At 71.2% G+C, this 26,208-nt stretch carries 21 protein-coding genes and 1 tRNA gene; 6 read left to right on the forward strand and 16 right to left on the reverse strand.

Annotated features, from left to right (window positions below):
* Positions 1-57: 57 nt before the first annotated feature.
* From E4P38_RS11265 to E4P38_RS11275, 3 genes are all read right to left on the reverse strand, one after another.
* Positions 58-2,550 (reverse strand): GGDEF and EAL domain-containing protein, encoded by a 2,493-nt coding sequence (locus E4P38_RS11265; protein ID WP_245160949.1) that lies wholly within the window; start codon positions 2,548-2,550, stop codon positions 58-60.
* A 564-nt stretch (positions 2,551-3,114) separates the two neighbouring features.
* Positions 3,115-5,214, reverse strand: coding sequence for a hypothetical protein (locus tag E4P38_RS11270; RefSeq protein ID WP_135131903.1), 2,100 nt, complete (start codon positions 5,212-5,214; stop codon positions 3,115-3,117).
* Positions 5,211-5,498 (reverse strand): hypothetical protein, encoded by a 288-nt coding sequence (locus tag E4P38_RS11275; RefSeq protein ID WP_135131904.1) that lies wholly within the window; start codon positions 5,496-5,498, stop codon positions 5,211-5,213. Before E4P38_RS11275 ends, E4P38_RS11270 begins: the two co-directional genes overlap by 4 nt.
* 77 nt (positions 5,499-5,575) lie before the next feature.
* Between E4P38_RS11275 and E4P38_RS11280 the strand changes: the two genes are divergently transcribed.
* Positions 5,576-6,004: a pilus assembly protein TadG-related protein gene (locus tag E4P38_RS11280; protein ID WP_135131905.1), complete on the forward strand. Its 429-nt coding sequence runs from the start codon at positions 5,576-5,578 to the stop codon at positions 6,002-6,004.
* A gap of 52 nt (positions 6,005-6,056) precedes the next feature.
* Here the strand turns inward: E4P38_RS11280 and E4P38_RS11285 are convergent.
* Positions 6,057-6,138, reverse strand: a tRNA-Tyr gene (locus E4P38_RS11285).
* A gap of 88 nt (positions 6,139-6,226) precedes the next feature.
* Between E4P38_RS11285 and E4P38_RS11290 the strand changes: the two genes are divergently transcribed.
* Positions 6,227-6,718: a YajQ family cyclic di-GMP-binding protein gene (locus E4P38_RS11290; protein ID WP_135131906.1), complete on the forward strand. Its 492-nt coding sequence runs from the start codon at positions 6,227-6,229 to the stop codon at positions 6,716-6,718.
* A gap of 183 nt (positions 6,719-6,901) precedes the next feature.
* Positions 6,902-7,243 carry a hypothetical protein gene (locus tag E4P38_RS11295; protein ID WP_167760535.1) on the forward strand — a complete coding sequence of 114 codons (342 nt, stop codon included), beginning with the start codon at positions 6,902-6,904 and terminating at the stop codon, positions 7,241-7,243.
* Between the two features lie 11 nt (positions 7,244-7,254).
* Here E4P38_RS11295 and htpX read toward each other — a convergent pair whose 3' ends face one another.
* Complete coding sequence (htpX, locus tag E4P38_RS11300; protein WP_135131908.1) at positions 7,255-8,130, reverse strand: zinc metalloprotease HtpX; 876 nt, start codon at positions 8,128-8,130, stop codon at positions 7,255-7,257.
* 175 nt (positions 8,131-8,305) lie between these two features.
* On the opposite strand from htpX, the gene E4P38_RS11305 reads away from it, so the two are divergent.
* From E4P38_RS11305 to E4P38_RS11315, 3 genes are read left to right on the forward strand one after another with little or no spacing between them, the layout of a single operon-like run.
* Complete coding sequence (locus E4P38_RS11305; protein WP_135131909.1) at positions 8,306-10,258, forward strand: 2-oxoacid:acceptor oxidoreductase subunit alpha; 1,953 nt, start codon at positions 8,306-8,308, stop codon at positions 10,256-10,258.
* The gene (locus tag E4P38_RS11310) at positions 10,255-11,364 is read left to right on the forward strand and encodes a 2-oxoacid:ferredoxin oxidoreductase subunit beta (protein ID WP_245160950.1); all 1,110 of its coding nucleotides are present in this window, start codon (positions 10,255-10,257) and stop codon (positions 11,362-11,364) included. Before E4P38_RS11305 ends, E4P38_RS11310 begins: the two co-directional genes overlap by 4 nt.
* A gap of 7 nt (positions 11,365-11,371) precedes the next feature.
* A complete protein-coding gene (locus E4P38_RS11315; protein WP_135131910.1) occupies positions 11,372-11,902 on the forward strand; it encodes a DUF6817 domain-containing protein in 531 nt (176 codons plus the stop codon).
* Here the strand turns inward: E4P38_RS11315 and E4P38_RS11320 are convergent.
* The 11 genes from E4P38_RS11320 to nuoF all read right to left on the reverse strand — a co-directional run bounded on the left by E4P38_RS11320 (position 11,899) and on the right by nuoF (position 26,205).
* Positions 11,899-13,047 carry a PQQ-dependent sugar dehydrogenase gene (locus E4P38_RS11320; RefSeq protein WP_135131911.1) on the reverse strand — a complete coding sequence of 383 codons (1,149 nt, stop codon included), beginning with the start codon at positions 13,045-13,047 and terminating at the stop codon, positions 11,899-11,901. The two genes, E4P38_RS11315 and E4P38_RS11320, sit on opposite strands and share 4 nt — an antisense overlap.
* A gap of 13 nt (positions 13,048-13,060) precedes the next feature.
* Positions 13,061-14,116 (reverse strand): polyprenyl synthetase family protein, encoded by a 1,056-nt coding sequence (locus tag E4P38_RS11325; protein ID WP_135131912.1) that lies wholly within the window; start codon positions 14,114-14,116, stop codon positions 13,061-13,063.
* Entirely contained in the window at positions 14,116-15,654 is a 1,539-nt protein-coding gene (gene nuoN, locus E4P38_RS11330) for an NADH-quinone oxidoreductase subunit NuoN (protein ID WP_135131913.1), read from the reverse strand. The genes E4P38_RS11325 and nuoN overlap by 1 nt, the downstream gene beginning before the upstream one ends.
* On the reverse strand, positions 15,651-17,222 hold the full coding sequence (locus tag E4P38_RS11335) for an NADH-quinone oxidoreductase subunit M (protein ID WP_135131914.1): 1,572 nt from the start codon (positions 17,220-17,222) through the stop codon (positions 15,651-15,653). The genes nuoN and E4P38_RS11335 overlap by 4 nt, the downstream gene beginning before the upstream one ends.
* 69 nt (positions 17,223-17,291) lie before the next feature.
* Positions 17,292-19,196 (reverse strand): NADH-quinone oxidoreductase subunit L, encoded by a 1,905-nt coding sequence (gene nuoL, locus E4P38_RS11340; RefSeq protein WP_209309059.1) that lies wholly within the window; start codon positions 19,194-19,196, stop codon positions 17,292-17,294.
* A 10-nt stretch (positions 19,197-19,206) separates the two neighbouring features.
* Entirely contained in the window at positions 19,207-19,506 is a 300-nt protein-coding gene (gene nuoK, locus E4P38_RS11345; protein WP_135131915.1) for an NADH-quinone oxidoreductase subunit NuoK, read from the reverse strand.
* Positions 19,503-20,309, reverse strand: a complete 807-nt coding sequence (locus E4P38_RS11350; protein WP_135131916.1) for an NADH-quinone oxidoreductase subunit J — start codon at positions 20,307-20,309, stop codon at positions 19,503-19,505. Before E4P38_RS11350 ends, nuoK begins: the two co-directional genes overlap by 4 nt.
* Positions 20,306-20,929 (reverse strand): NADH-quinone oxidoreductase subunit NuoI, encoded by a 624-nt coding sequence (gene nuoI, locus E4P38_RS11355; protein ID WP_135131917.1) that lies wholly within the window; start codon positions 20,927-20,929, stop codon positions 20,306-20,308. The genes E4P38_RS11350 and nuoI overlap by 4 nt, the downstream gene beginning before the upstream one ends.
* The gene (nuoH, locus tag E4P38_RS11360; protein ID WP_135131918.1) at positions 20,922-22,391 is read right to left on the reverse strand and encodes an NADH-quinone oxidoreductase subunit NuoH; all 1,470 of its coding nucleotides are present in this window, start codon (positions 22,389-22,391) and stop codon (positions 20,922-20,924) included. The genes nuoI and nuoH overlap by 8 nt, the downstream gene beginning before the upstream one ends.
* Complete coding sequence (locus tag E4P38_RS11365) at positions 22,388-24,880, reverse strand: NADH-quinone oxidoreductase subunit G (RefSeq protein ID WP_245160951.1); 2,493 nt, start codon at positions 24,878-24,880, stop codon at positions 22,388-22,390. The genes nuoH and E4P38_RS11365 overlap by 4 nt, the downstream gene beginning before the upstream one ends.
* Positions 24,877-26,205: an NADH-quinone oxidoreductase subunit NuoF gene (nuoF, locus tag E4P38_RS11370; protein WP_135131919.1), complete on the reverse strand. Its 1,329-nt coding sequence runs from the start codon at positions 26,203-26,205 to the stop codon at positions 24,877-24,879. The genes E4P38_RS11365 and nuoF overlap by 4 nt, the downstream gene beginning before the upstream one ends.
* Between the last annotated feature and the right edge of the window lie 3 nt (positions 26,206-26,208).

Here is a 26,208-nt window from a genome sequence, read left to right on the forward strand (position 1 = left end):
GTCGGAGACTTTACCTCGCCGTCGCCGCGTGGCCCGCCAGGGGGTCGGCGCGCCGCGTCAGGCCCGGACGAACAGCCGGCGGTGCGTGGCGCCCGGCCCCGCGGACCGGACGCCGGTGCGGGCGAGCAGCCAGGTCTCGAGCCGGTCGTCGGGCAGCGGCCGGCTGACCAGGAACCCCTGCAGCTTGTCGCAGCCCATCTCGGCCAGCAGGTTGCGGGTCAGCTCGTCCTCGACGCCCTCGGCCACGACCCGCAGCCCGAGGTTGTGCGCCAGCTCGATGATCGAGCGGGCGATGAAGGACTCCCCCTGGCTGGTCGACATGCCCAGCACGAAGGACTTGTCGATCTTGACCTCATCGATCGGCAGTTGCCGCAGCTGGGACAGCGACGAATACCCGGTGCCGAAGTCGTCCATGGACAGCCGCAGCCCGAGCGCGTGCAGGTCGCCCAGCACGCTGCTGTCGCGCACCGAATCGTCGACGACGCTGCCCTCGGTCAGCTCCAGGGTCAGCAGCTCCCCGGGCACGCCGTGACGCTGCAGTGCCCGCCGCACCCGCGAGACCAGGTCGGGCTCGGTCAGGCAGTGCACCGAAAGGTTCACCGCGACCGAGAGCGCGATGTCCTGGTCCAGCCATCGGCGGCAGCGGGCCAGCGCGAGGTCCAGCACGTGGTCGGTCACGGCGCCGATCCGGCCGATCTGCTCGGCCAGGTGGATGAAGTCGTCGGGCGGGATCGAGCCGTAGCGCGGATGGGCCCAGCGCACCAGCGTCTCCACCGAGACGATGTCGGAGGTCTGCGCGTCGATGATCGGCTGGAAGACGACGCTGATCTGCCCGTCGGCCATCGCCTGCTCGAGCTCGGTGCCCAGCTGCAGGCGGCGCAGGCTCTGCTGGTCGAGGACGGGGTGGTAGCTCGCGACACCGCCGGAATCGGCCGCGGCGAGCAGGGCGACGTCGGCGCGCTGCATGAGCATCCCGGCGTCAGTGCCGTGCACCGGTGCTGCGGCGACGCCGATGGTCAGCGTGACCTCGAGGTCCAGGCCGGCGACGCGCGACCGGGTCGAGGCGGCCTCGCGCAGGCGCCGTGCGGCCCGCTCGGTGGCGGCCAGGGACAGCCCGGGCAGCAGGACGGCGAACTGCTCGCCCTCCATCCGGGCCAGCAGTGCCTGCGGGGGTGCGTGCTCGCGCAACAGCCCGGCGGTGACCAGGAGCAGCTCGTCGCTGGCGGCGTGGCCCAGGGTGTCGGTGACCTCGGTGTAGTTGCCGAGGGCGGCCAGGATCAGGCCGGCGCGGGCCCCGACGGGGTCCTCGGCGAGCAGCTGGTCGATCTCGGCGGCCAGCCGCTGGCGGTTGGGCAGGCCGGTCAGCCGGTCGTGGTCGGCGTCGTAGCGGATCTGGGTGAGCAGCTGCTGATGGCGGATCGCCGCGTTGACGTGCGTGAGCATGGAGTCCAGCGCGGCACGGTCGCTGTCGGCGAAGGAGACGATGTCGCTGCGGCGGTCGCAGACCTCCAGGTAACCCGGCTCCCCCGCGGCGGTCATCACGGGCGCACCGATCAGGTCGGAGACGCCACGCCGGGCGAGGGCGGCGATCTCCTCGCTGTCGGCCCGGCCCATGGAGACCAGGAGCGGTCCCCCGTCGGAGGTCACCGCCCGCCGGCGGAAGACGTCGTCCGGGTCGCCGGGGCCGTCGTACCAGACGGCGCCGTTCTCGGCGGAGACGACCAGCCGCGGCTCCTCGTCCAGGTAGGGCGGCAGCCAGAGGGCCACCCGCTCGGCGTTGAGCAGCTCCCGCACGGCCTGCACGATCTGCCGCGTGCCGGCCTCGTCCGGTGAGACCTGCTCGACCCGGCGGGCGAAGTCGTAGACCCGCTCCACGCTGTGGCCCTCGCGGGTGACCGACCCGAAACGCCGGTACACGAGCGCGAGCGCGCCGAGGAGCGGCGCGATGAGCAACCAGGCCCACGGGGTGACGCTGACCAGCAGCAGGACAGCCAGGCCGACGAGGACCGACACCGGCCCGACCAGCACGACCGGGACGAAGAGGCTGGCCCACAGCGTGCGGCCGGGGTAGCCCTGCGTGGCGCAGATGGCGCCGGCGATGAGCGCGGCGCCGACCATGCTCGCAACCAGGACGGCGACGAGGTAGGCGAACCAGGTCGAGGGATCGACGATGTCCCCGGCCGGCAGCAGGCGGAGCACGCCGACGGCCGCGCACACCTCGAGGACGACGACGGTGACGTTGAAGACCACCTTCGGCCGCGGGTAGCCCTGCACCACGACGCTGACCCCGATGCCCAGGGCCCAGGCGACCGCCGTCCAGGACCCGCCGATGGCGACCAGCGACATCACGAAGGCGAGTTCGCTGGGCGACCAGGAGAAGCTCTGCTTGCGGAACTCGAACTGGACGTTGAACGATTCGGCGGCGAGGAAGCCCAGGAATGCGGCGATCAGCAGTGGGACGTCGACGGGCTTGTTCATCGGGACGAGCGCCCAGAGAGCGATCGGGACCGCGACGGCGATCCCGATCCAGGCCACCGTCCACTGACTCAAGAAAGTCAGCGGCCGACGTGGCACGCGGTCGTCCTGCTCGGCCACTGATACCTGCATTTCGTGGGGAAGACGGGCGGCGCCGAGGCTAACAGCGGATCGGCCCTCACGAAGGCTGTTGGCAGTCGCGTCGGACGGCTGGTGAAACGACTCAGGGCAGCCGGTCGTAAGACCGGCTGCCCTGAGTTCACGCGCTGAGCAGCGCGTTATGAATCAGATGCGTTGATCAGACAGCGACCGTGCGGCCCCACTTGGCACCGCGACCCCACTTGGCACCGCGGCCCCACTTGGCTCCGCGAACTGCGCTCTGACCAGACTGGACGTTGTTGATCCCCATGATTGCCTCCTCGGCATGACTGACTGCGGCATGCGGCAGCCACTTACGCGCGGGGGCAGAGCGTCGTTCAGTACGGACCGCGCTGGAGACATTGCTTCCCGTCACTCGTCTGGACAAGCTTCGAAGATCACGACGGGGTGACGGTCCCTCGCGTCGTAGCGCTCCGTAGTCAGAATTAAGCGACTTGTCACCAAACGGGTGAACGGATAGGTCCTCCGTCGATCCGTAACTCACCTCGGCAGCCGTACCCGGCCGCCGCGTCGCTCCTCCATCTGCTCGATGCGGTCCGCAGGCCCGGGGGCAACGGCATCCAGAATCGGGTCGTACCAGTGCGACTGCGGCGACGTGGGCGGGGCGGGATGCCCCAGCACACCGGCCGTCCGCTCGAAGGAGTCGCGGGCCTGTTCCGCGATCCCGAGGACCGCGAGCCCCTCGTCAGGGGTCAGCGCTGCGATCTCGGCCGTCGGCTCGAACGTCAGCCCGTGAAACCCCCCGTTGTCCCAAGTGCCGTCGTAGCCGAGCCCCATCGCGGCATAATCCGCGAGCAGCCCCAGAACCACGCCCGCAGAACCAGGCGCCAGGGATACGGCGAGATCGACAGTCATGGTCCACAAGAATGCGCGGTCCTGCGCCTCCCTCTGCTCCTCGAGGCCATGCAACGTGTACGCGAGTTCCTGGCCGTAGTTCTGCACCGCGAGGTAGGCATTCGGGACCACGACCGCGGGTAGTTGCGGGAGCGAACTGCCGCCGCTGATGTCGACCGGCTGGGCGGTCACCCAGCCCTGCAAGGCCTCCTCCACAACTGCCGAGGCGCTCCGGTCCAAGGTCACGTAGCCGAGGCCGCGCAACAGCGCGGCGTCGGCGGCTGGGAGAGAACCATCCACCCCGGACATGAGCACCTCTCCGGCGAGCGAGACGTGCACGGCCGTCCGTCGGCCAGCGCGGTCGACACCGCGTTCGCCGCAGCCCGGGCGACCGGCCAGTCGTCCGCCTTCCCGTCCTCCAGGCGCACCCAGGGCCTCGAGCCCACCACGCACGACCGCCTCGCCTGCTGGACCCTCCACCGCCCCGGCCGACGCCACGAGTGCCTGCAGCGACGTTCCGCAGTCCTCCCAGGTACGCGCGAGAAGAACGCCCCACACCCAGGGCCTGTTCAGGAAGGCGGCCCCGGCTGCCGGATCGGTGCCCTCGCCGAGGATCGCCACGACGGCGACGAGTGCGTCGACCGGTGCCGCCACGTCGCTCAGTGGATTGATCCGATCGACGGAGGCCGCCCCGAGCACCCGCTCGCGGAGCGCGATCTGCCGCCCCCACGCGGCGACCGTCTGCGGGTCGAGGCCGCGCGGGCCCAGCGCGAGGCTCGCGGCGAGGACGGTGCCCATGCCCAGGACACCGAGGTCGTCGAGGCCGGCGGGATCGTCGGCCGACGTGTACTCGGCCGCCAGAACCTCGGCGACCGGCCCCGTTCCGTCGTTCCGAGCGGCGGCGCCGAGTGCGAGAGCGACCACTCGGGCGAGGGCACTCTGCGGTCCGTAGTCACCACCGCCGAGGTGTTCCAGAGCATCCCTCGTCCCGACCGGTCCCAGGCCGGCCAGAAGGGCGCCGGCGAAGGACACGGACCCCGCGAAGGCCAACGCGTCGCGCGCCAGATCCTCCCGGTCTTCCGGGTTGATGAACTGACCAAACCCGTCTGCGAGCGCGCGGCCACGGCGGGCGAGCTCCAGGTCACCCCAGCCCGGCAGCTGAGCGGCCAGGTACGCAACGACCCGGTTCGCGTCACCCGGCGCCCTGCGGCCCCCGACCGCGGCCCATGCGTCGTCCAGCACGCGCGCCGTCGCGGCCGCGTCGTCCTCGAGTTCCTCCAGCAGCGCGGTGTGCCGTCGTCGCCGGCGCCCCTCCCCGGCCTCGACGTCGGCCACAATCGCCCGGACGTCGGCGCCGCCGGACATGACCTGCAGCCGCAGGTCCTCGACCTGCCCGAGGCGCCGCCATGCCTCGGCGAACTGCTCGCTCTGTTCGGCCCCCAGCGCGGCCACTTGGCGCCGGGTCTCCCGGAGGCGCTCCTCGTGGGTCCTCAGCCGACCGCTCGCCGGCAGCACGGCGGCGGAGACCTCCCGGACCAGCGCGGTGACTGCGACCACCTGCGCGGCGGCCGCAGCGGCGTCGTCCCCCAGCCACCCTGGCGCGGCGTCGGCGGCTCCGAGGAGACGGTCGTCGACGGCGGCGACACACACGCCGGCGCCGGCTATGGCGCGGACGAGGTCGGCCAGCGCGTCGGGGTCGCCCGGCGGCATGTCCAGCGGGATCTGATCGGGCATCTCGGTGCTCATTCGGCGCTCGCCCGTCCGTGCGGCTCCTGCAGCGCGCCGTCCAGCCGCAGCCACGAGTTGGCCACCGCGGCGGTCGTGTCGCCGAGCAGGCCGCTGCCGACCGGAGCGGTGTCCTGGAGGCGGACGGCGATCTCCTCGGCGTCGCCGGCCGCACCGCGCAGGGAGTTGGCCAGCCGGTACACCTCGGCCACGGGCACATCGATCGACATGCCGGGCAGTGTGTCGGCGCGGACGCTGTGCCCGCCGGCGTCGTCCACAGGCTCGCTGGCGGGGTAGGCCGCCACCCGATCGGGTGTCCACAGTGTCCACAGGTGCTGTCCACAGGCGGTGGACAGGGCTGTCTCCGCCTACGCTGCCCGGCGTGCGGAGGGATGCGGACACGGCGGAGCGGGGATCGACGCTGCCCTTCGTGCTCGTCTGCTGGACCGTGGCGGCCCTCATGGCCTTCGGCGCGATCGCCGCCTCCGACGCCTTCCTCGAACAGCAGGAGGTGCAGTCGGTGTGCGACGGCGCCGCCCTCGCCGCCGCCAACCGCACCGACGAAGCGGTCGTCTACACCAGCGGCGTCGGCACCGAGCTGCCGCTCACGCGGGCGACGGCGCAGGCCGCGGTCGCCGACCAGCTCGGCGACGGCGGCATGCAGTTGGACTCCTGGGCGGCGGAGACCGACGGCGCCGAGGTGACCGTCCGTTGCACGCGGTACGTCGACATCGCCTTCGGCTGGCTGTTCCTCGGCGGCGAGCAGCTCGAGCGCACCGCCACTGCGAGCGCGCGCGCCCCCACCCTCTAGAACAGCGACGGCCCCCGACCACAGAAGGGTCGGGGGCCGTCGTACCGAGGCGTGGCGGGTGAAGGATTCGAACCTTCGTAGGCTAAGCCGACGGATTTACAGTCCGCTCCCATTGGCCACTCGGGCAACCCGCCGTGCGGTGGTACCGGAGAAGAGTACAAGAACCGTGGACGGCGTTCCCGAACCCCGGGGGGACGCCCCGCGCAGTGAAAGGGATGAGCCATGGCAGACGCGTCCTTCGACGTCGTGAGCAAGGTCGACCGCCAGGAGATCGACAACGCCCTCAACCAGGCGGGCAAGGAGCTGTCGCAGCGATTCGACTTCCGGGGCGTCAATGCCACCGTCGCGTGGGCCGGCGACGAAGGCGTCACGCTGCAGGCCGACACCGAGGAGCGGGTCGTCGCGGCGCTGGACGTCTTCAAGGAGAAGCTCATCAAGCGGGGGATCTCGCTGAAGTCGCTGGACGCCGACGAGCCGCAGTCCTCGGGGAAGACGTACAAGATCTCCGCCCGCATCAAGCAGGGCATCGAGTCCGACACCGCGAAGAAGATCGCCAAGCTCATCCGCGACGAGGGCCCCAAGGGCATCCAGGCGCAGATCCAGGGCGATCAGCTGCGGGTCAGCGGCAAGAAGCGGGACGACCTGCAAGCGGTGCAGCAGCTGCTGCGCGGCGCCGAGCTCGACGTCGCCCTGCAGTTCGACAACTACCGCTGATCGACGCTCAGATCGGGGCGTCTGGTGGCTCCCCGCCAGGGAGTCGGGCGCGGTAGCCAGCGGGGCACGTTCGCGCAGAACTCGTCGTAGGACGGCCCGTAGACCTCGCTCAGCGTGGGTTCCTCGTAGCTGCGCACGAACGCGTGCTGCGCCAGGGCGATGACGACCAGGTAGGCGAACAGCCTGGTCGAGCACTTCCTCTCGCGCTGGGATGCGGGGACGCTGGAGGGTCAGGTTCTCCTGAGCCTGCTTCGTTCCGCCGCCAGTGACGCCGACGCGGCAGCCGCCATGCGCGAGCTCTTCGCCTCCCAGCTCGTGCCCGCGCTGCGCCGCCTGATTCCCGACGAGTCCGAGGTGCCGCAGCGCGCGGCCCTCCTGGCCAGTCAGATCCTCGGCCTAGCGCTGGCTCGATCCGTCCTCGAGCTCCCTCCGTTCGACGCGATGCCGCCGAACCTGATCGCAGCGAACGTCGGGGCGACCATCCAGCGCTACCTCCACGAGCCGCTGCGGCCGTCCGGGAGTTGAGCGGGACGTTCTCAGCGCTGCTCGAGCTCGCGGGCCATGCCCTCGAGCCGGGCGATCCGCTCGGGCATCGGGGGGTGACTGGCGAACATCGACGCCAGCCCCTGGCCGCGGAACGGGTTGGCGATCATCAGGTGGCTCTGGGTGACCAGCCGGTCGTCCTGCGGCAGCGGCAGCGCCGAGGCGCCGCGCTCGATCTTGCGGAGCGCGCTGGCGAGGGCCAGCGGGTCCTGGGAGAGCTGAGCACCCGAGGCGTCGGCCTGGAACTCCCGGCTGCGGCTGACCGCCAGCTGCACGAGGCCGGCGGCGACCGGGCCGAGAATGATGAGCAGGAGCCCCCCGAGGGCGTTGCCGCCGCCCCGGTCGTCGGAGCGGCCGCCGAACAGCGACGCGAACATCGCCATGTGCGCCAGGTAGGTAATCACCGTGGCCATCGCGCCGGCGACGGAGCTGATCAGGATGTCGCGGTTGTAGACGTGGGAGAGCTCGTGGGCGAGGACCCCGCGCAGCTCGCGGCGGTCGAGCAGCTCGAGGATGCCCTGCGTGACGCAGACCGCCGCATTGCGGGGGTTGCGGCCGGTGGCGAAGGCGTTGGGCTGGTTGGTCGGGCTGACGTACAGCCGGGGCATCGGCTGACGTGCGTCGGTGGCCAGCTCGCGGACGATCGAGTACAGCTGTGGGGCCTGCGTCTCGGTAATGGGAAAAGCCCGCATCGCCCGCAGCGCGAGCTTGTCGGAGTTGAAGTACGCGTAGCCGTTGATGCCGAGCGCGATCACGAGGGCGATGAAGAGACCACCCCGGCCGCCGATCAGGGCCCCGGCGGCCAGGATCAGGCCCCCCATGAGCCCGAGGAGCAGGGCGGTCTTCAGTCCGTTGTTCCAGCGTTGCACGACCCGTCCAACGCGACCGTGCTGGCCGCCGTTCCCTCCCGGAGCGGCGCCGCTCCCCCCTCGGAATGACGCACGAGCACCGCAGGTTGCTGGCGTGTGCAGATCATCGTGTCCGGATCCACATCCCGGCCGCGGACACACGCACGTAACCTCGGCCGGTGGAGGTACACCACTGATGACTGGCATCACCCCGCCCAGCTCCGCCCCCGGCGGCCTCGTGAAGAGCGTCGTCGAGCTCGACCGCGTCGTCATCCGGCTGGCCGGTGACTCCGGCGACGGCATGCAGCTGACGGGCAACCGGTTCACCAGCGAGACGGCCAGCTTCGGCAACGACCTCTCGACGCTGCCCAACTTCCCCGCCGAGATCCGAGCGCCAACGGGGACGCTGCCGGGCGTCAGCTCCTTCCAGCTGCACTTCGCCGACCACGACATCATGACGCCGGGTGACGCCCCCGACGTCCTGGTCGTGATGAACCCGGCAGCGCTCAAGGCGAACATCTCCGACCTGCCCGGCGGTGGACTGCTGATCGCCGACTCCGACGAGTTCAGCCCCCGGAACCTCGCGAAGGTCGGCTATGCGACCAATCCGCTCGAGGACGGCTCGCTCGAGGGCTGGCAGCTGGTCTCCGTGCCGCTCACGAGCATGACGACCGACGCGCTCAAGGACTCCGGACTCGGCAAGAAGGAGGCCGAGCGGAGCAAGAACATGTTCACGCTCGGCCTGCTGTCGTGGATGTACCACCGTCCCACCGAGGGCACGATCCGCTTCCTGGAGCGGCAGTTCCGCCGCAAGCCCGAGATCGCCGCGGCGAACATCGCCGCCTTCCGGGCCGGCTACAACTACGGCGAGACGACCGAGGCGTTCGCGGTCTCCTACGAGATCAAGCCGGCGCCGATGGCACCGGGCCGCTACCGCAACATCTCGGGCAACCAGGCGCTCGCCCTCGGGCTCGTGGCCGCCGGTCAGCGCTCGGGCCTGCCGCTCTTCCTCGGCGCGTACCCGATCACGCCGGCGTCGGACATCCTGCACGAGCTGTCCAAGCACAAGTCGTTCAACGTCCGGACCTTCCAGGCCGAGGACGAGATCGCCGGCATCGGCGCCGCACTCGGCGCCGCTTTCGGGGGTGCCCTCGGGGTGACGACGACGTCCGGGCCGGGCGTCGCGCTCAAGGCCGAGACGATCGGCCTCGCCGTCATGACCGAGCTGCCCCTGGTCATCGTCGACGTCCAGCGCGGTGGCCCCTCCACGGGCCTGCCGACCAAGACCGAGCAGTCGGACCTCCTGCAGGCCCTGTTCGGCCGCAACGGCGAAGCGCCGGTCCCGGTGATCGCCCCGCGCTCCCCCGGTGACTGCTTCGACGCAGCCCTGGAGGCCACCCGCATCGCGCTCACCTACCGGACACCGGTGATCCTGCTGTCCGACGGCTACCTGGCCAACGGCGCCGAGCCCTGGGCCGTGCCGAACGTCGACGACCTGCCCGACCTGCGGGTGGAGTTCGCCAGCGAGCCCAACGGACGGGCCGAGGACGGCGAAGAGGGCATGTTCCTGCCCTACCTGCGCGATCCGGAGACCCTCGCCCGCCCCTGGGCCGTCCCGGGAACCGCCGGGCTGCAGCACCGCATCGGCGGGCTGGAGAAGGCGGACCGGACGGGGAACATCTCCTACGACCCGGCCAACCACGACTTCATGACCCGCACGCGCCAGGCGAAGATCGACGGGATCGCCAACAGCCTGCCGCCCACCGAGGTCGACGACCCGGAGGGCGACGCGACCGTCGCCGTCATCGGCTGGGGGTCGACCTACGGGCCCATCGGTGCCGCCTGCCGGCGGGTCCGCCGGTCGGGCCGCTCCATCGCGCAGATCCACCTGCGCCACCTGAACCCGATGCCCAACGACCTCGGCGAGATCCTGCGGCGCTACGACCGGGTGGTCTGCCCGGAGATGAACCTCGGCCAGCTGTCCATGCTGCTGCGCGCGAAGTACCTCGTCGACGTCGAGAGCCACACCCAGGTGCGCGGGCTGCCCTTCCGGGCCGCCGAGCTCGCCGCGGTCATCCAAGAGGTCATCGACCGGGCCGGCACCCCCGAGACCTCGGTCAGCGCCCCCGCGAACGGAGAACTGCTGTGACTGCGACCTCTCCACATGTGCACGACCTCGGCATGCCCGAGGGCCCCAGCCCGATCGACGCCGCGATCGCGCGGTCGATCGAGGCGAACGGCGCCAAGCAGACCGAGCTCAAGGCCAAGGACTTCAAGACCGACCAGGAGGTGCGCTGGTGCCCCGGCTGCGGTGACTACGTCATCCTCAACGCCGTCCAGAGCTTCCTGCCCAGCCTCGGCATCGCCCGCGAGGACATGGTCATCGTGTCCGGCATCGGGTGCTCCTCGCGCTTCCCGTACTACATGAACACCTACGGGATGCACTCCATCCACGGTCGCGCCCCGGCGATCGCCACCGGGCTGGCCACGTCCCGTCCCGACCTGTCGGTCTGGGTCGTCACCGGGGACGGCGATGCGCTCTCCATCGGCGGCAACCACCTGATCCATGCGCTCCGCCGCAACGTGAACCTGACGATCCTGCTGTTCAACAACCGGATCTACGGCCTCACCAAGGGCCAGTACTCGCCGACGTCCGAGATCGGCAAGGTCACCAAGTCCACGCCGATGGGCTCGCTGGACCACCCGTTCAACCCGCTGTCGCTGGCGCTCGGCGCCGACGCCACGTTCGTCGGACGGGCCATGGACTCCGACCGCAAGGGCCTCACCGACGTGCTGCGGCAGGCCGCGGAGCACAAGGGCACCTCGCTGGTGGAGATCTACCAGAACTGCAACATCTTCAACGACGGTGCCTTCGAGCTGCTGAAGGACCCGGCCACCGGCACCCAGTGGTCGATCCCGCTCGAGCACGGCAAGCCCCTGGTCTTCGGTCCCGACGGCGCCTCGTGCGTGGTGCGCGACGACTTCGGCGGGCTGCGGATCGGCGAGACCAACCAGGTCGACGCCGGCGAGATCGTCGTCCACGACGCGCACCGGGAGAACCCGGCCTACGCCTTCGCGCTGTCGCGGCTGTCCTCCCAGGATCTCCGCTACACCCCGATGGGCGTCTTCCGGTCGATCCGGAAGCCGACCTACGACGCGATGATGGCCGAGCAGCTCGACGTCGCCAGCACCGAGGAACCGGCCGACCTCGCGGCCCTGCTCAACGGCAACGACAACTGGGTGGTGGGGGGCTGAGAGCCTCGTGACGGACGCCGACCGGGTCGCTGAACTGCTGCGCGCTCGCGGCGCGGAAGCGATCGACCACCCGGGCGGAACGCTGTGCGCCCACCTGGAGCGGGTGCAGCACAAGCTCGCGGACCTGGGGGCGTCGCGGCGCCTGCAACTGGCCGGTCGGGCGCACGCCGTCTACGGCACCGACGGCTTCGACGTGGCACTCCTGACTCTCGATGAGCGCCCGCTCCTGGCCGACATCGCCGGCGAGGACGTCGAGCGGCTGGTCTACCGCTACGGCGCCTGCGACCGGTCGAGGACGTGGCACGGCCTGGCCGAGACCCGCCAGGTCTGGGACCGGTTCACCGGCGCGTGCGAGGCGCTCGACGCCGAGGATCTCCGGGACTTCGCCGACCTGAGCATCGTGAACGAACTCGACATCGCCGAGCACGCCCCCGAGTTCCTGGCGCAGCACAGCGACTTCATCCGCCGGTTGACCGCCGAGTGGGCGCCGCTGCTGAGCCCGTCCGTAGCGGACGAGGTGCGGCGAGTACTCGGCTAGCGGGGCGTGACGCGGAGCAGCTTGTCGCCGTCGCCGCCGTTGTCGGTGGTCACGTACAAGGCGCCGTCCGTGCCCTGCTGGACGGTCCGGATGCGGCCGTACGCGCCCTCGAGCTCCGGCAGCCGGAACTGCTCCTGGAGCGCGCCGTCGTCGTCCAGCCGCAGGGCGAGCACGCCCTGCCCCTTGAGGACGCCGAGCAGCATGAGGCCGTCGTAGGCCCCCCAGTCCTCGCCGTCGAGGAACGTGCCCCCGCTGGTGGCGATCGTCTGCGCCCCGGAGGACCAGACGGCCGGGATGGCTCCGGCGATCCCGGGATCGGTCATCGGGACGCTCTCGTCGTAGCCACCGTCGGCGCCGTCGGGGTTCCAGCCGTAGTTGCCCCCGGGCCGCAGGAGGTTCACCTCGTCGTCCCGGCTCGAGCCCTGCTTGACGGAGAAGACCTGGCCCGTGCCCGGCCGGACGGCGAGGCCCTGGACATTGCGGTGCCCATACGTCCACACAGCCACCTCGCCGGTCGCGGGGTCGGCGAGCAGCACCTTGCCCGCCCACGTCGTGCGGTCCTGCGGATTGCTGCCGACGGCGTTGTCGCCCGTCCCGATCAGCAGCGCGCCGTCGGGGCTGAACCGCAGCCGGCAGCCGCCGTGCCGGCCGGAGCCCGGATTCACCGGGATCCCGCCGATCAGCGGATCCGCTACGCGGGTGGCCGTGCGCCAGTCGTCGGAGACCGTCCAGCCGACGACCGCGATCGACGGGCTCGATCCCGCACTGATGCCCTGGCAGCTGTAGAACCGCCGGTTGTCGTCGAAGGCGGGGTCGAGCACCAGGCCCATCAGGCCGGTCTCACCCTGGGCGAAGAGGTCCCCGAAGTCGGCCTCCACCTCCTGGACCGTGCCGTCGGGCAGGACGGCGGTGAACCCGCCGGCCCGTTCGTCGACGAGCAGCGTGCCGTCGGGCGCCTGCGCGACGTCCCAGGCGTGGTCGAGCCCGTCGGCGACGACGACGACCTCGAGCGCCGGTGCGCCCGACGGGGAGGCGGTGACGGCCGGCTCCTCGCCGGCGTCCTCCTCGGGCGCCGCCGAGCACCCGGCCAGCAGTGCGGCCACCATGCAGGCACCCACCGCGAGCCTGCGAGGGGTGGGGGGCATGCTGGTCCTCTCTCTAACTGGTGCGGGTGACCACGTAGTCGCACAGCGCCGAGAGCGCGTCGCGGACGTCGCCCGCGGGAATCTCGTCGAGCCGGACGCGGGCGCGGTCGGCGTACTGGGCCAGCACCTCGTTGGCGCGGGCCAGGGAGCGCGACGAGCGCAGCAGGGTGAGCGCCTCCGCGTGGTCGGCGTCGTCACTGATGGGAGCGGCCACGAGCTCCCGCAGCCGCGCCTCGGCCGGGTCGTTCCCCGCGAGCGCGAACAGCGCGGGCAGGGTCGCGATGCCTTCGCGCAGGTCGGTGCCGGGCAGCTTTCCGGAGGCGCCGTCCTGGCTGACGATGTCGAGCAGGTCGTCGGAGATCTGGAAGGCCACCCCGACCTCCTCGCCGAAGGCGGTGAGTGCCTGCACGAGGGTCTCCTCGACCCCGGCGAAGCTCGCGCCGAAGCGGGCGGAGGTCGCCACCAGCGAGCCGGTCTTGTCGGCCAGGACGTCGAGGTAGTGGGCGATGGGGTCGTCGCCGGGCTGGGCGCCGACGGTCTCCTTGATCTGACCGGTGACCAGCCGCTCGAACGTCTGTGCCTGGATCCGTACGGCGTCCGGGCCGAGGTCGGCCAGGAGGTCCGACGCCCGGGCGAAGAGCAGGTCGCCGGTCAGGATCGCGATGCTGTTCGTCCAGCGGCTGTTGGCGCTGGGAGCGCCGCGCCGCACGACCGCCTCGTCCATGACGTCGTCGTGGTACAGCGTCGCCAGGTGGGTCAGCTCGCAGACGACGGCCGCGCGGATCACCTCCGGGGCCTGCGGATTCCCCAGCTGGGCGGCCAGCAGCGCGAGCATCGGCCGGAAGCGCTTGCCCCCCGCGGACATCAGGTGGCCGGCGGCCTCGCGTACGAAGGGGTGCTCGCTGCCGACGGCCGTGGTCAGCGCCGACTCGACGCGGATCAGGCCCTCGGCCAGCGAGGCACCCAGTGCTCCCTCGGGGAGCCAGGGGCCGATGGTCGACGCCGGCGTGGAGCCCCGGTGCCAGACCTCGGTGGAAGTGCCCTCGACTGCGGCACGGGCTCCGGTCATCAACCGACGAAGATAGCCGCCCGCTCGGCGAGGTCGAGCACCGACCCGGGCACGATGCCGAGCGCCAGGGTGGCCGTGGCGGTGATCGCGAGGACGATCGTCGTCGGGAGGCCGGGCACGCCGACGGTCGGACCGTCGGCAGCCGGCGGCGAGAAGTACATGAGCACGATGACCCGCAGGTAGAAGAACGCTGCCACCGCGCTGGCCAGCAGCGCGACCAGCGCCAGCGGCCAGGCGCCGCTCTCGATGGCCGCCCGGAACACCGCGAACTTCCCGGTGAACCCGGCCGTGAGCGGGATGCCGGCCAGCGCCAGCAGGAAGAGGCTCATGACCGCGGCCGTCAGTGGCGACCGTGACGCCAGCCCCGCCCACTGCGACAGATGGCTCGCCTCGCCGTCGCCGTCCCGCACGAGGGTCAGGACCGCGAACGCGCCGAGCGTCGTCAGGCCGTAGGTCAGCAGGTAGAACATCGTCGCTGCCAGGCCGGAGCCGTCGCCGCTGCTGCCGAGACCGATGACGCCGGTGAGGAGGAAACCGGCGTGCGCGATCGAGGAGTAGGCGAGCATCCGCTTGAGGTCGGTCTGGGTCAGGCCGAGGATCGCGCCGACGATCATCGAGACGATCGCGACGCCGTAGATGAGCGGTCGCCACGTCCACTCGCTGGTGCCGAAGGCGACGTAGAGCAGGCGCAGGATCGCGCCGAACGCGGCGACCTTCGTGCAGGCCGCCATGAACGCCGTCACTGGCGTCGGGGCGCCCTGGTAGACGTCCGGCGTCCAGGTGTGGAACGGCGCCACGCTGGCCTTGAACAGCAGGCCGACGATCAGCAGGGCCAGGCCCAGGACGAGCAGCACGTCGCCGCCGTCCTCGACCGCGGCGGCGCGAATGTCGCTGAGCCGGATGCTGCCGGTGGCGCCGTAGACCAGGGCCAGGCCGTAGAGGAAGAACGCCGAGGCGAAGGCACCCAGGAGGAAGTACTTCACCGCCGCCTCCTGGGACAGCAGCCGGCGACGGCGGGCCAGGCCGCTGATCAGGTACAGCGGCAGGCTGAGCACCTCGAGCGCGACGAACATGATCAGCAGGTCGTTCGACGCGACGAACAGCATCATGCCGCCGATGGCGAACGTGGCCAGCGGGTAGACCTCGGTCTGGACCCGCTCCGAGGTCAGCAGCTCCCGGTCGCGCGGGCTCCCGGCCGGGACTGCGGCAGAGGTGACGAACGACGACCGGGCCGGGTCCAGGGACCGCTCGGCGAACAGCAGGATCGCCAGGGCACCGAGGCCGGCGATCGTCGCCTGCAGGAAGAGCCCCGCGCCGTCGACGGCCAGCGCGCCACCCGCGGTGACCTCGCGGCTGCCCGCGAGCAGCAGCGTGGAGACCAGCGCCCCGAGGGTGCCCACCAGCGCGAGGGCGACCTGGACGGGGTGCCGTGCCTCGCGGGGCGCGAACGCCTCCACGAGGACGCCGACGCAGGCCGCGCCGAAGATGAACAGCAGCGGTGTGAGCGCGGCGAGGGAGAGGTCGGGCGCCTCGATCATCGGTCGGACCCTCCGAGGTCGCTCATGGTGGCGCTGACGGCCGGTTCGATCAAGTTCAGCAGCGGCTGCGGGTAGACGCCCAGCACGATGATCAGGGCGACGAGGGGCGCCACGACCGACAGCTCACGACGGTCGAGGTCGAGCACCCGGAGGGTGCGGCGCGGCGCCGTCAGGACGGCGGTGGAGCCGCCGTCGGAGGGGACGGGCTCGTCGTCGTCCTCGACCATGAGCACGCCCGCCGGCGGGCCCTGCATCGTGCGCTGGTACATCAGCAGGATGTAGAGGGCGGCCAGGATGATGCCCACGGTCGCGATGATGGTGAAGACCGGCTGCGACGGGAACGAGCCGATCAGCACGAGGAACTCGCTGACGAAGCTGTTGGTGCCCGGCAGCGCCAGCGACGCGAGGCCCGCCAGCAGGAAGACGCCGGCCAGGATCGGCGCCTTCGCCGCCACCCCGCCGTAGTCGCGGATCTGCCGCGACCCCCCGCGGGCGATGAGCATGCCGACGACGACGAACAGCAGGCCGGTCGCGATGCCGTGGTTGACCATGTAGAGCACCGCACCGGTGGCGGCCTCGGTCGTGAACGCGAAGATGCCCAGGGCGATGAAGCCGAAGTGGGAGATCGACGTGTAGGACACCAGCCGCTTCATGTCGCTCTGCCCCATCGCCAGCAGGGCGGCGTACAGGATGCCGGCGACGGCGAGGACCAGCACGTACGGCGCGAAGTACCGCGAGGCGTCGGGGAACAGCGGCAGGCAGTAGCGCAGGAAGCCGAACGTGCCGACCTTGTCCAGGACGCCGACCAGCAGCACCGCACCGCCGATGGGGGCCTCGGAACCGGAGTCGGGAAGCCAGGTGTGGAACGGCACGAGCGGCGCCTTGATCGCGAACGCGACGAAGAAGCCGAGGAAGAGCAGCTTCTGCACGCCGGGGGTGATCTCGAGCTGGCGCAGCGCGTCGAAGGCGAACGTGCCCTCGCCGAGCTGGCTGGCGCTCACCACGTACAGACCGATGACGGCGGCCAGCATGATCAGGCCGCCGACCAGGCTGTAGAGGAAGAACTTCACCGCGGCGTACTGCCGGCGCGGGCCGCCGAAGCTCCCGATGATGAAGTACATCGGGACGAGCATCGCCTCGAAGAAGACGTAGAACAGGAAGATGTCGGTCGAGGCGAAGACGCCGACCATCATCGCCTCGAGCAGCATCAGCCAGGCGAAGTAGGCCTTCATCGACCGGCCCGGGAACTCGTCGCGCCACGAGGCGCCGACGACTACCGGCACCAGCACGCCGATGAGCAGCAGCATCACCAGCGCGATGCCGTCGACGCCCAGGGCGATCTGCACCCCGAAGTCCGGGATCCAGGCGAACTCGGTCGTGAGCTGGAACCGGTCACCGCCGGTGTCGAACGCCACGGTCGCGAGGACGGCGAGCAGCAGCACCACGAGGCTGATGCCGAGGGACAGCTGCTTGGCGAGCAGGTCGCGCCCGCGGGGCAGCGCGGCGACGACCGCGGCACCGACGGCCGGCAGCGCGATCATCACCAGCAGGAACGGGAAAGAGTTCATTGCGCGCCTCCGCAAGCTTCGGCTCGGCAGCTCACGATCGGGGTCCCTCTCGGAAGGTCAGGAGCCGGCTCATCCCGCCGTCACCGCCAGCAGTGCACCCGCGACCAGCACGGCGCCGCCGAGCATCCCGAGGGCGTAGGTGCGCACGAAGCCCGTCTGCGCGCGACCCAGGCGCGAGGAGGACCCGCCGAGAGTCGCCGCGAGACCGTTCACGGCGCCGTCCACGCCACGGTTGTCGAAGAAGACCAGCGCCCGGGTCAGCCACTGGCCGGGGCGCATGAACAGCGACTCGTTGATCGTGTCGGCGTAGAGCGCCTTGCGGGCGGCGCGGGTCACCGGGGAGACGCGCACGGGGGCGGTCACCGGCACCTCGCGGCGGCCGACGAACAGCCAGGCGAGGAACACCCCGATCAGCATGACGACGGTCAGGGCGATGCCGATCGTGAGCGGCGCGATCACGTGCTCGGCCTCCTCCGGCTCGCCGAAGACCGGCTCGAGCCAGTCCGACAGGGGGAAGAACGACACCAGCAGGGCACCGGAGAACACCGACCCGATCGCGAGCACGATCATGGGCACCGTCATGACCGACGGCGACTCGTGCGGGTGCACGCCGTCCTCCCACCGCGCGCGGCCGAAGAAGGTCATGAACATCAGCCGGGTCATGTAGAAGGCGGTGAGCCCGGCGGCGAGGACGGCGATCCCGCCGGTCGCGTACCCGAGGGTGTCGCCACGGTCGAACGTGGCCTCGATGATCGCGTCCTTCGTGAAGTACCCCGACAGGAAGGGGAAGCCGATCAGCGCGAGGTAGCCGAGGCCGAAGGTGACGAAGGTGACCGGCAGCTTCTTCCAGAGCCCGCCGAAGCGGCGCATGTCGACCTGGTCGTCCATGGCGTGCATGACCGAGCCCGCGCCGAGGAACAGCCCGGCCTTGAAGAAGCCGTGCGCGAGCAGGTGGGCGAGGCCCGCGACGTAGCCGACCGGTCCGAGCCCGACGGCCAGGAACATGTAGCCGATCTGGCTGACCGTCGAGTAGGCCAGCACCTTCTTGATGTCGTCGTAGGCGCAGCCGGCGATCGCACCGATCAGCAGGGTGAGCGCGCCGATCAGCATGACGACCGTCCGGGCCGTCTCCGTCAGGTCGTAGATCGGTGCCGAGCGCGCGATCAGGTAGACCCCGGCCGTGACCATGGTCGCGGCGTGGATGAGGGCCGAGACCGGGGTCGGGCCCTCCATGGCGTCGGGGAGCCATGCCTGCAGCGGGAACTGGCCGGACTTGCCGCACGCGCCCAGCAGGAGCAGCAGCCCGAGGGCGGTGATCGTGCCACCGGCCAGCGTGCCGACCCCGCCGAACACGCCCTCGTAGGACGTCGTCCCGAGCTGGCTGAACATCAGGAAGATCGCCAGGGCCAGGCCGACGTCGCCGACCCGGTTCATGATGAAGGCCTTCTTCGCTGCCGTGGCCGCCGCGGGGCGGGTGTACCAGAACGCGATCAGCAGGTAGGACGCGAGACCGACGCCCTCCCAGCCCACGTAGAGGGCCACGAAGCTGTTGCCGAGGACGAGCAGCAGCATCGCCGCGATGAACAGGTTCAGGTAGGCGAAGAATCGGCGGCGACCGGGGTCGTGCGCCATGTAGCCGATCGAGTAGATGTGGATCAGCGAGCCGACGCCGGTGATCAGCAGCACGAACATCGCCGACAGCGGGTCGTAGAGCAGCCCGGCCCGCACGTCGAGGTCGCCGGCGGAGATGAACGTGAAGAGGTCGACGCCGGCCGACTTCTCCTCCAGCCCGGCCAGCTGGAACGTGCAGAGCAGGCCGAGCACGAAGGACGCGACGACGGTCGCCGTCCCGAGCAGATGGCCCCAGCGGTCGGTGCGACGACCACCCAGCAGCAGCACCGCGGCACCGGCGAGCGGCAGCGCGATCAGCAGCCAGGACGAAGCGAGCAGGCCCTCGGCGGGCAGCGTGTCCATTCCGTCCCCGTCAGTACTTCAGCAGGTTGGCGTCGTCGACCGAGGCGGACCGGCGGGTCCGGTAGATCGACATGATGATCGCGAGACCGACGACGACTTCCGCGGCGGCGACGACCATGACGAAGAACGCCATGATCTGACCGTCGACGGTGCCGTTCGCGCGGGCGAAGGTGACCAGCGTCAGGTTCACCGAGTTGAGCATCAGCTCCACGCACATGAACACGACGATGGCGTTGCGGCGGACGAGGACCCCGACGGCGCCGATCGTGAAGAGGATCGCGGCGAGCACCAGGTACCAGGAGAGGGTCATCGGTCTCCCCCGTCCAGCGGCGCCGGGTCCAGCGTGCCGAGGGCGGCGTCCGGACTGCCGAGCTGCTCCCGGCCGGTGGGTCGCGGCATCTGGTCGGGCTCCTGGGGTTCGAGGCCGGTGGCGAGCGAGTCCTCGGCCACCCGCCCGTCGGGCAGGATCGCCGGGACGGCAACGGAGTTGGCCCGCGCGAAGACACCCGGGCCGGGCAGGGTCCCCTGCCGGTCGGTGAGGAAGCGGGCCCGCGACAGTTCCTTCTGACTGCGCCGGCTGCCGGGCTCCCGCTCGATGTGGGCGAGCACCATCGCACCCACCGCGGCGGTGATCAGCAGAGCGCTGGTGACCTCGAAGGCCAGCAGGTACTTGGTGAACAGCAGCTCGGCGATCGCCGGGATGTTGCCCGTGCCGCCGGTGTCGCCGTCGAGACCGTCCGTCGGCAGGTCCTGGGTGGCCCGGGCGATGCCCGCACCCACGAGGCCCGCGAAGCCGACGCCCAGGATGATCGCGGCGACCCGCTGCCCGCGCAGCGTCTCCACGACCGAGTCCGAGGAGTCGCGGCCGACGAGCATCAGCACGAACAGGAAGAGGATCATGATCGCGCCGGTGTAGACGATGATCTGCACCGCGCCGAGGAACGGCGCCTCCTGGACGACGTAGAAGACGCCGAACGCCAGCATGGTGTTGACCAGCCAGAGCGCCGAGTGGACGGCGTTGCGGCTCAGCACCATGCCGAGCGCACCGGCCAGCGCGATCGGCCCGAGCACCCAGAAGACGACGGTCTCGCCACCGCCGAGGGTCTGCGTCATACCCGCTCCCCGGCGACCGGCTCGTTCGGCGACGATCCCGGCACCCGCAGGTAGTAGTCTTTCTCGTCGTCGCCGAGACGCATGGGGTGCGGCGGCTGCTCCATGCCCGGCAGCAGCGGAGCCATGAGCTGCTCCTTGGTGTAGATCAGGTCCTGGCGGTTGTCGTCGGCCAGCTCGAAGTCGTTGCTCATCGTCAGGGAGCGGGTCGGGCAGGCCTCGATGCACAGCCCGCAGAAGATGCAGCGCAGATAGTTGATCTGGTAGACGGCGCCGTACCGCTCACCGGGCGAGAAGCGCGCCTCGTCGGTGTTGTCGCCGCCCTCGACGTAGATGGCGTCGGCCGGGCACGCCCAGGCGCAGAGCTCGCAGCCGACGCACTTCTCCAGGCCGTCCGGGTGCCGGTTGAGCACGTGCCGCCCGTGGTAGCGCGGCTTGGTCACCTTCGGCTCGAACGGGTACTGCTCGGTGGTCACCTTGCGGAACATCTGCGCGAAGGTGACGCCGAAGCCCTGGGCCGGGGCGGCCAGCAGGCTGTCCCGCACCGCCGGTCGGGTGCTCGGGCGTCCCGACGAGCGCTCGACGTCGCCGCCCGATCGCCGGGCGGGTGTGCGGTCAGACATCGCCGTCCTCCTTCATCGTCGTGGAGCCGCGTCGTCCGGTGCTCACGACGGTCGCCCCGTCGCTGGCGACCGGCTGGCGCCGGATCCGTGGGGACGGCGGCACGCGCAGGTCCATCGGCGGGACGGGGAAACCGCCCTCGGCCCGCTTGGGCGCACCGGTCGCACGGCGCCGCGGTCCGGCCGGCGGCAGGACGTCGGGCTCCGGATCGGTCGCGTGGATCTCCCCCGCGCTGGCCTGCTCGGCCATCAGCCGGGTGTCCCGGTTCGCCGACCGGCTGGCGAGGAGCAGGCCGGCCAGCACCACGATGGCGGCCGGGACGCCGACGTAGAGGGCCACCTCACCGGTGGAGAGATCCGCCTCCCGGGACACGGTGCGCATGGTGGCGACGACGAGGATCCACAGCAGCGCGGTCGGGACGAGGACCTTCCAGCCGAACCGCATGAACTGGTCGTACCGCAGCCGGGGCAGCGTGCCGCGCAGCCAGATGAAGACGAACAGCGCGATGACGACCTTGAGGAAGAACCAGAGCAGCGGCCACCAGCCGGTGTTGGCGCCGTCCCAGATCGAGATCGGCCAGGGAGCCCGCCAGCCGCCGAGGAACAGCGTCGCGGCCAGCGCCGAGACGGTGACCATGTTGACGTACTCGGCGAGGAAGAAGAGCGCGAACTTCAGCGACGAGTACTCGGTGTGGAAGCCACCCACGAGCTCGCTCTCGGCCTCGGGGAGGTCGAAGGGCGCCCGGTTGGTCTCACCGACCACCGCGATCACGTAGATGATGAAGGAGACCGGCAGCAGGATGGCGTTCCAGCTCGGGCCGGTGAACTCCCAGCCGAAGAACGACAGCTGGTTGCCGTCGGCCTGCCCGGCGACGATCTCCGAGGTCGACATCGAGCCGGCGTAGAGGAAGACCGCGACGATCGACAGCCCCATCGCGATCTCGTAGCTGACCATCTGGGCCGCGCTGCGCAGGCCGCCGAGCAGCGGATAGGTCGAGCCCGAGGCCCAGCCGGCCAGCACGATGCCGTAGACGCCCATTGCCGAGCAGGCCAGGACGATGAGGACACCGATGGGGGCATCGGTGAGCTGCAGCGGGGTGACCTGGCCGAAGATGCTGACCGACGGGCCCAGCGGGATCACGGAGAAGGCGAGGAAGGCCGGGATCGTGGCGATGACCGGCGCCAGGAAGTAGACCGGCTTGTCGGCCAGCGCCGGCATGATGTCTTCCTTGAACGCCAGCTTCAGGCCGTCGGCCAGGCTCTGCAGGTAGCCGCGGGGGCCGACCCGGTTGGGGCCGATCCGCTGCTGCATCCGGGCGACGACCTTGCGCTCGAACACGATCGCGAACAGCGTCATGAAGACCAGCACGGCGAAGATGCCGACGATCTTGATGAGCACGATCCACCAGACGTCGGAACCGAAGTCCTCGAGCGTCGGCTGGTCGCGGGTGGCCAGCAGCATCATCGGAGCTCCCCCGCGGTGTCGGTCGTACGGGCGAGCCGGACCACGCCACCGGGACCCGAGCCCAGGTCGGCGCGGATCTCGCTGCCCGGGGACCTCATCGGCAGCCAGACGACCCGGTCGGGCATCGGCGTGATCCGGACGGGCAGGTTCACCGAGCCGGTCGCCCCGCTCACCGTGACCCGTTCCCCGTCGGCGACGCCGAGGGCACCGGCAGTCCCGGGACCGATCCGCACCACCGACTGGCGGGCCGTGGCGGCGAGCTCCGGCTCGTCCCGCTGGAGCGTCCCGGCGTCGATCAGCTGCCGCCAGGAGGCGAGCACGGCCTGACCGTCGGTCAGCTCCGGGGCGGCGGGCGGGCGGACGTCGAGGCCGGCACCCTCACCCGTCCGGCGGGACGTGCCGAGTGCGGCGAGCTCGGCGCGGGCCGCCTCGGGGGTGGGCAGCCGCAGGTCTGCCATGCCACTACCCATCTCGACCATGGCGTCAGCAATCCCCTGGAGCACCCGGCCGTCGGGCAGCTGCCCGGTGCCGTGCAGCGTCGCGTCGAACGTGCGGGAGCGGCCCTCCCAGTCCAGGTAGGTGCCCGCCTTCTCCGGTGCGGCGGCGACCGGCAGGACGACGTCGGCCCACTCGGTCACGGCCGAGGGGAACATCTCCAGGCTGACGATGAAGCCGGTGCCGGCAAGGGCGGCCTCGGCCAGCGCCGGGTCCGGCAGGTCGTAGGGGTCGACCCCACCGACCAGCAGTCCGCCGAGCTGCCCGTCCCGGGCGGCGGCGAGGATGCCGGTGATGTCGCGCCCCGGTGCGGCCGGCAGCTCGGCCCCCCAGAGGGCGGCGACCTCGGCGCGCGCGGTGGCGTCCGCGACGGCCCGTCCACCGGGGAGCAGGGTCGGCAGCGCGCCGGCCTCGACGGCCCCGCGCTCCCCCGCCCGTCGCGGGATCCAGGCGACGCGGGCACCGGTGGCGCGGGCGAGGGCCACGAGCGCGGAGAAGGCTCCCGGAACCTCGGCGAGCCGCTCACCGGCGAGGACGACGGCCCCCGGGGCGCGCAGCGCCTCGATGGCCGGTCCACCCCAGCTGCCCTCGGCGAGAGCCCGCAGGGACTGCGCCTCGGCGCCGGGCAGGGTGGTGAGGACGGTGGCCGAGAGCTTCTCCGCGGCGCGGGTGGCGAACGGGGCCAGGTCGAAGACCGGGAGCTTGCGGGTACGGACCGCCTTGCGCAGCCGCAGGAAGACGATCGGCGACTCCTCCTCCGGCTCGAAGCCGGCCAGGAGCACCGCCGGCGCCTCGGCCAGCTCGTCGTAGGTGACCCCACCGGCGCCCGGTGCGGTGCCGGCGACGACGGCGCCGAGGAACGCGAGCTCCTCGGCCGAGTGCGCGCGGGCGCGGGCGTCGACGTCGTTGGTGCCGAGCGCCACGCGGGCGAACTTGGCGTAGGCGTAGGCGTCCTCGACGGTCAGCCGGCCGCCGGGGAGAACTCCGACGCCACCCTGCTCACGCGCGGCGAGCAGCCCGGCCGCCGCGGCGGCCCACGCCTCCGGCCAGGACGCCGGCTGCAGCTCGCCGTCCCGGCGGACCAGCGGCGTCGTCAGCCGCGCGTTCGCGTTGACGTAGCGGAACGCGAAGCGGCCCTTGTCGCAGTTCCACTCCTCGTTGACCGCGGGGTCCTCACCGGCGAGCCGGCGGGTGATCTTGCCGCGGCGGTAGTCGGTCCGCTGGGCGCAGCCGGACGCGCAGTGCTCGCAGACGCTCGGCTCGCTGCGGAGGTCGAACGGGCGGGCGCGGAAGCGGTACTGCGCGCTGGTGAGCGCCCCCACCGGGCAGATCTGCGTGGTGTTGCCGGAGAAGTAGGACTCGAACGGCTCGTCCTCGTAGATCGCGACCTGCTCCAGCGCGCCGCGCTCGAAGAGCTCGATGAACGGGTCGCCGGCCACCTGCTGGGAGAACCGGGTGCAGCGGGCGCAGAGCACGCAGCGCTCGCGGTCGAGCAGGATCTCGCTGCTGATCGGCAGCGGCTTGGGATAGGTCCGCTTGACGTCGACGAACCGGGTCTCGGTACGGCCGTTGCTCATCGCCTGGTTCTGCAGCGGGCACTCGCCGCCCTTGTCGCAGACCGGGCAGTCGAGCGGGTGGTTGATCAGCAGCAGCTCCATCGTGCCCTGCTGGGACTTGTCGGCCACCTCGCTGGTGAGCTGGGTCTTGATCTCCATGCCCTCGGTGACCGGCATGGTGCAGGAGGCGACCGGCTTGCGCTGGCCCTCCACCTCGACCAGGCACTGCCGGCACGCGCCCACGGGCTCGAGCAGCGGGTGGTCACAGAAGCGCGGGATCTGGACGCCGATCTGCTCGGCGGCCCGGATGATCAGCGTCCCCTTGGGAACGGCGACCTCGAAGCCGTCGATGGTGCAGCGGACCGCGTCCGGCGGGGTGTGCGGCCCAGGGGTACCGGGCGGGACCGCGGGCGCCGGGCCGGGGGTCGTCAACGTCACGAGGCAACTCCGACGGGCTCGATGCGTAGGGTGCGGCCCAGCCGGGCCTGCTCCTCCGGGGGCAGCAGGGCGACGTAGTCGTCCTTGAAGTACTTCAGCGAGCTGGCGATGCAGCTCGTCGCGCCGTCACCCAGCGCGCAGAACGAGCGGCCGAGGATGTTGTCGCAGGTGTCGAGCAGGAGGTCGAGGTCCTGCGCGGTGCCCCTGCCGTGCACGAGGCGCTCGAGGATCTGGACCAGCCAGTAGGTGCCCTCGCGGCACGGGGTGCACTTGCCGCAGCTCTCGTGCGCGTAGAACTCGGTGAACCGCAGGGTGGCCTCGACGATCGAGTCGGTCTCGTCGAACACCATCAGTGCGGTCGTGCCGAGCATCGATCCCGCGGCCGCGACCGAGTCGAAGTCGAGCGGGACGTCGAGGTGCTCGTGAGTGAAGTACGGCGTCGAGGAGCCGCCCGGCGTCCAGAACTTCAGCTCGTGGCCGGGGCGGACGCCGCCGGCCATCTCGAGCAGCTCGCGCATCGTCGTCCCCATGGGGGCCTCGTACTGACCCGGGCGGACGACGCGACCGGACAGCGAGTAGATCTTCGGGCCGGGCGACTTCTCCGGGCCGAACTCCTTGAACCAGTCGGCGCCGCCGCGGACGACGAACGGCACGCTGGCCAGGGTCTCCACGTTGTTGATGACGGTCGGGGCCCCGTACAGACCGGCGACGGCGGGGAACGGCGGCTTGAGCCGCGGCTGACCCCGGTAACCCTCGAGGGAGTCCAGCAGCGCCGTCTCCTCACCGCAGATGTAGGCGCCCGCACCGGCGTGCACCACGAGCTCGAGGTCGTAGCCCGTGCCGAGGATGTCGCTGCCGAGGTAACCGGCGGCGTAGGCCTCCTCGACGGCGGCGACCAGGCGGCGGTGGGCGTGCACGGCCTCGCCGCGGACGTAGATGACGGCGAAGTGCGAGCGGATGGCGAACGCCGAGATGATCACGCCCTCGATGAGGGAGTGCGGGTCGGCCATCATCAACGGCAGGTCCTTGCAGGTGCCCGGCTCGCCCTCGTCGGCGTTGACGACGAGGTACTTGGGCATCGCCGCGGGACCGGTCGGGGTCTCCCCCGGCTTGGGCTGTGGGATGAAGCTCCACTTCATGCCCGTCGGGAAGCCGGCGCCGCCGCGGCCGCGCAGCCCGGAGTCCTTGACGAGCGTGACGAGCTGCTCCGGCGTCATCGACAGCGCCGTCCGCAGGGCCGCATAGCCCTCGAGGCGCTCGTAGCTCTCGAGCCGCCAGGACTTCTCGGCGCCCCACCGCGTGGTGAGGACAGGAGTGAGGGGCATCGG

The organism is Blastococcus sp. CT_GayMR16 (genome assembly GCF_004570875.1).
Lineage (GTDB): Bacteria > Actinomycetota > Actinomycetes > Mycobacteriales > Geodermatophilaceae > Blastococcus_B.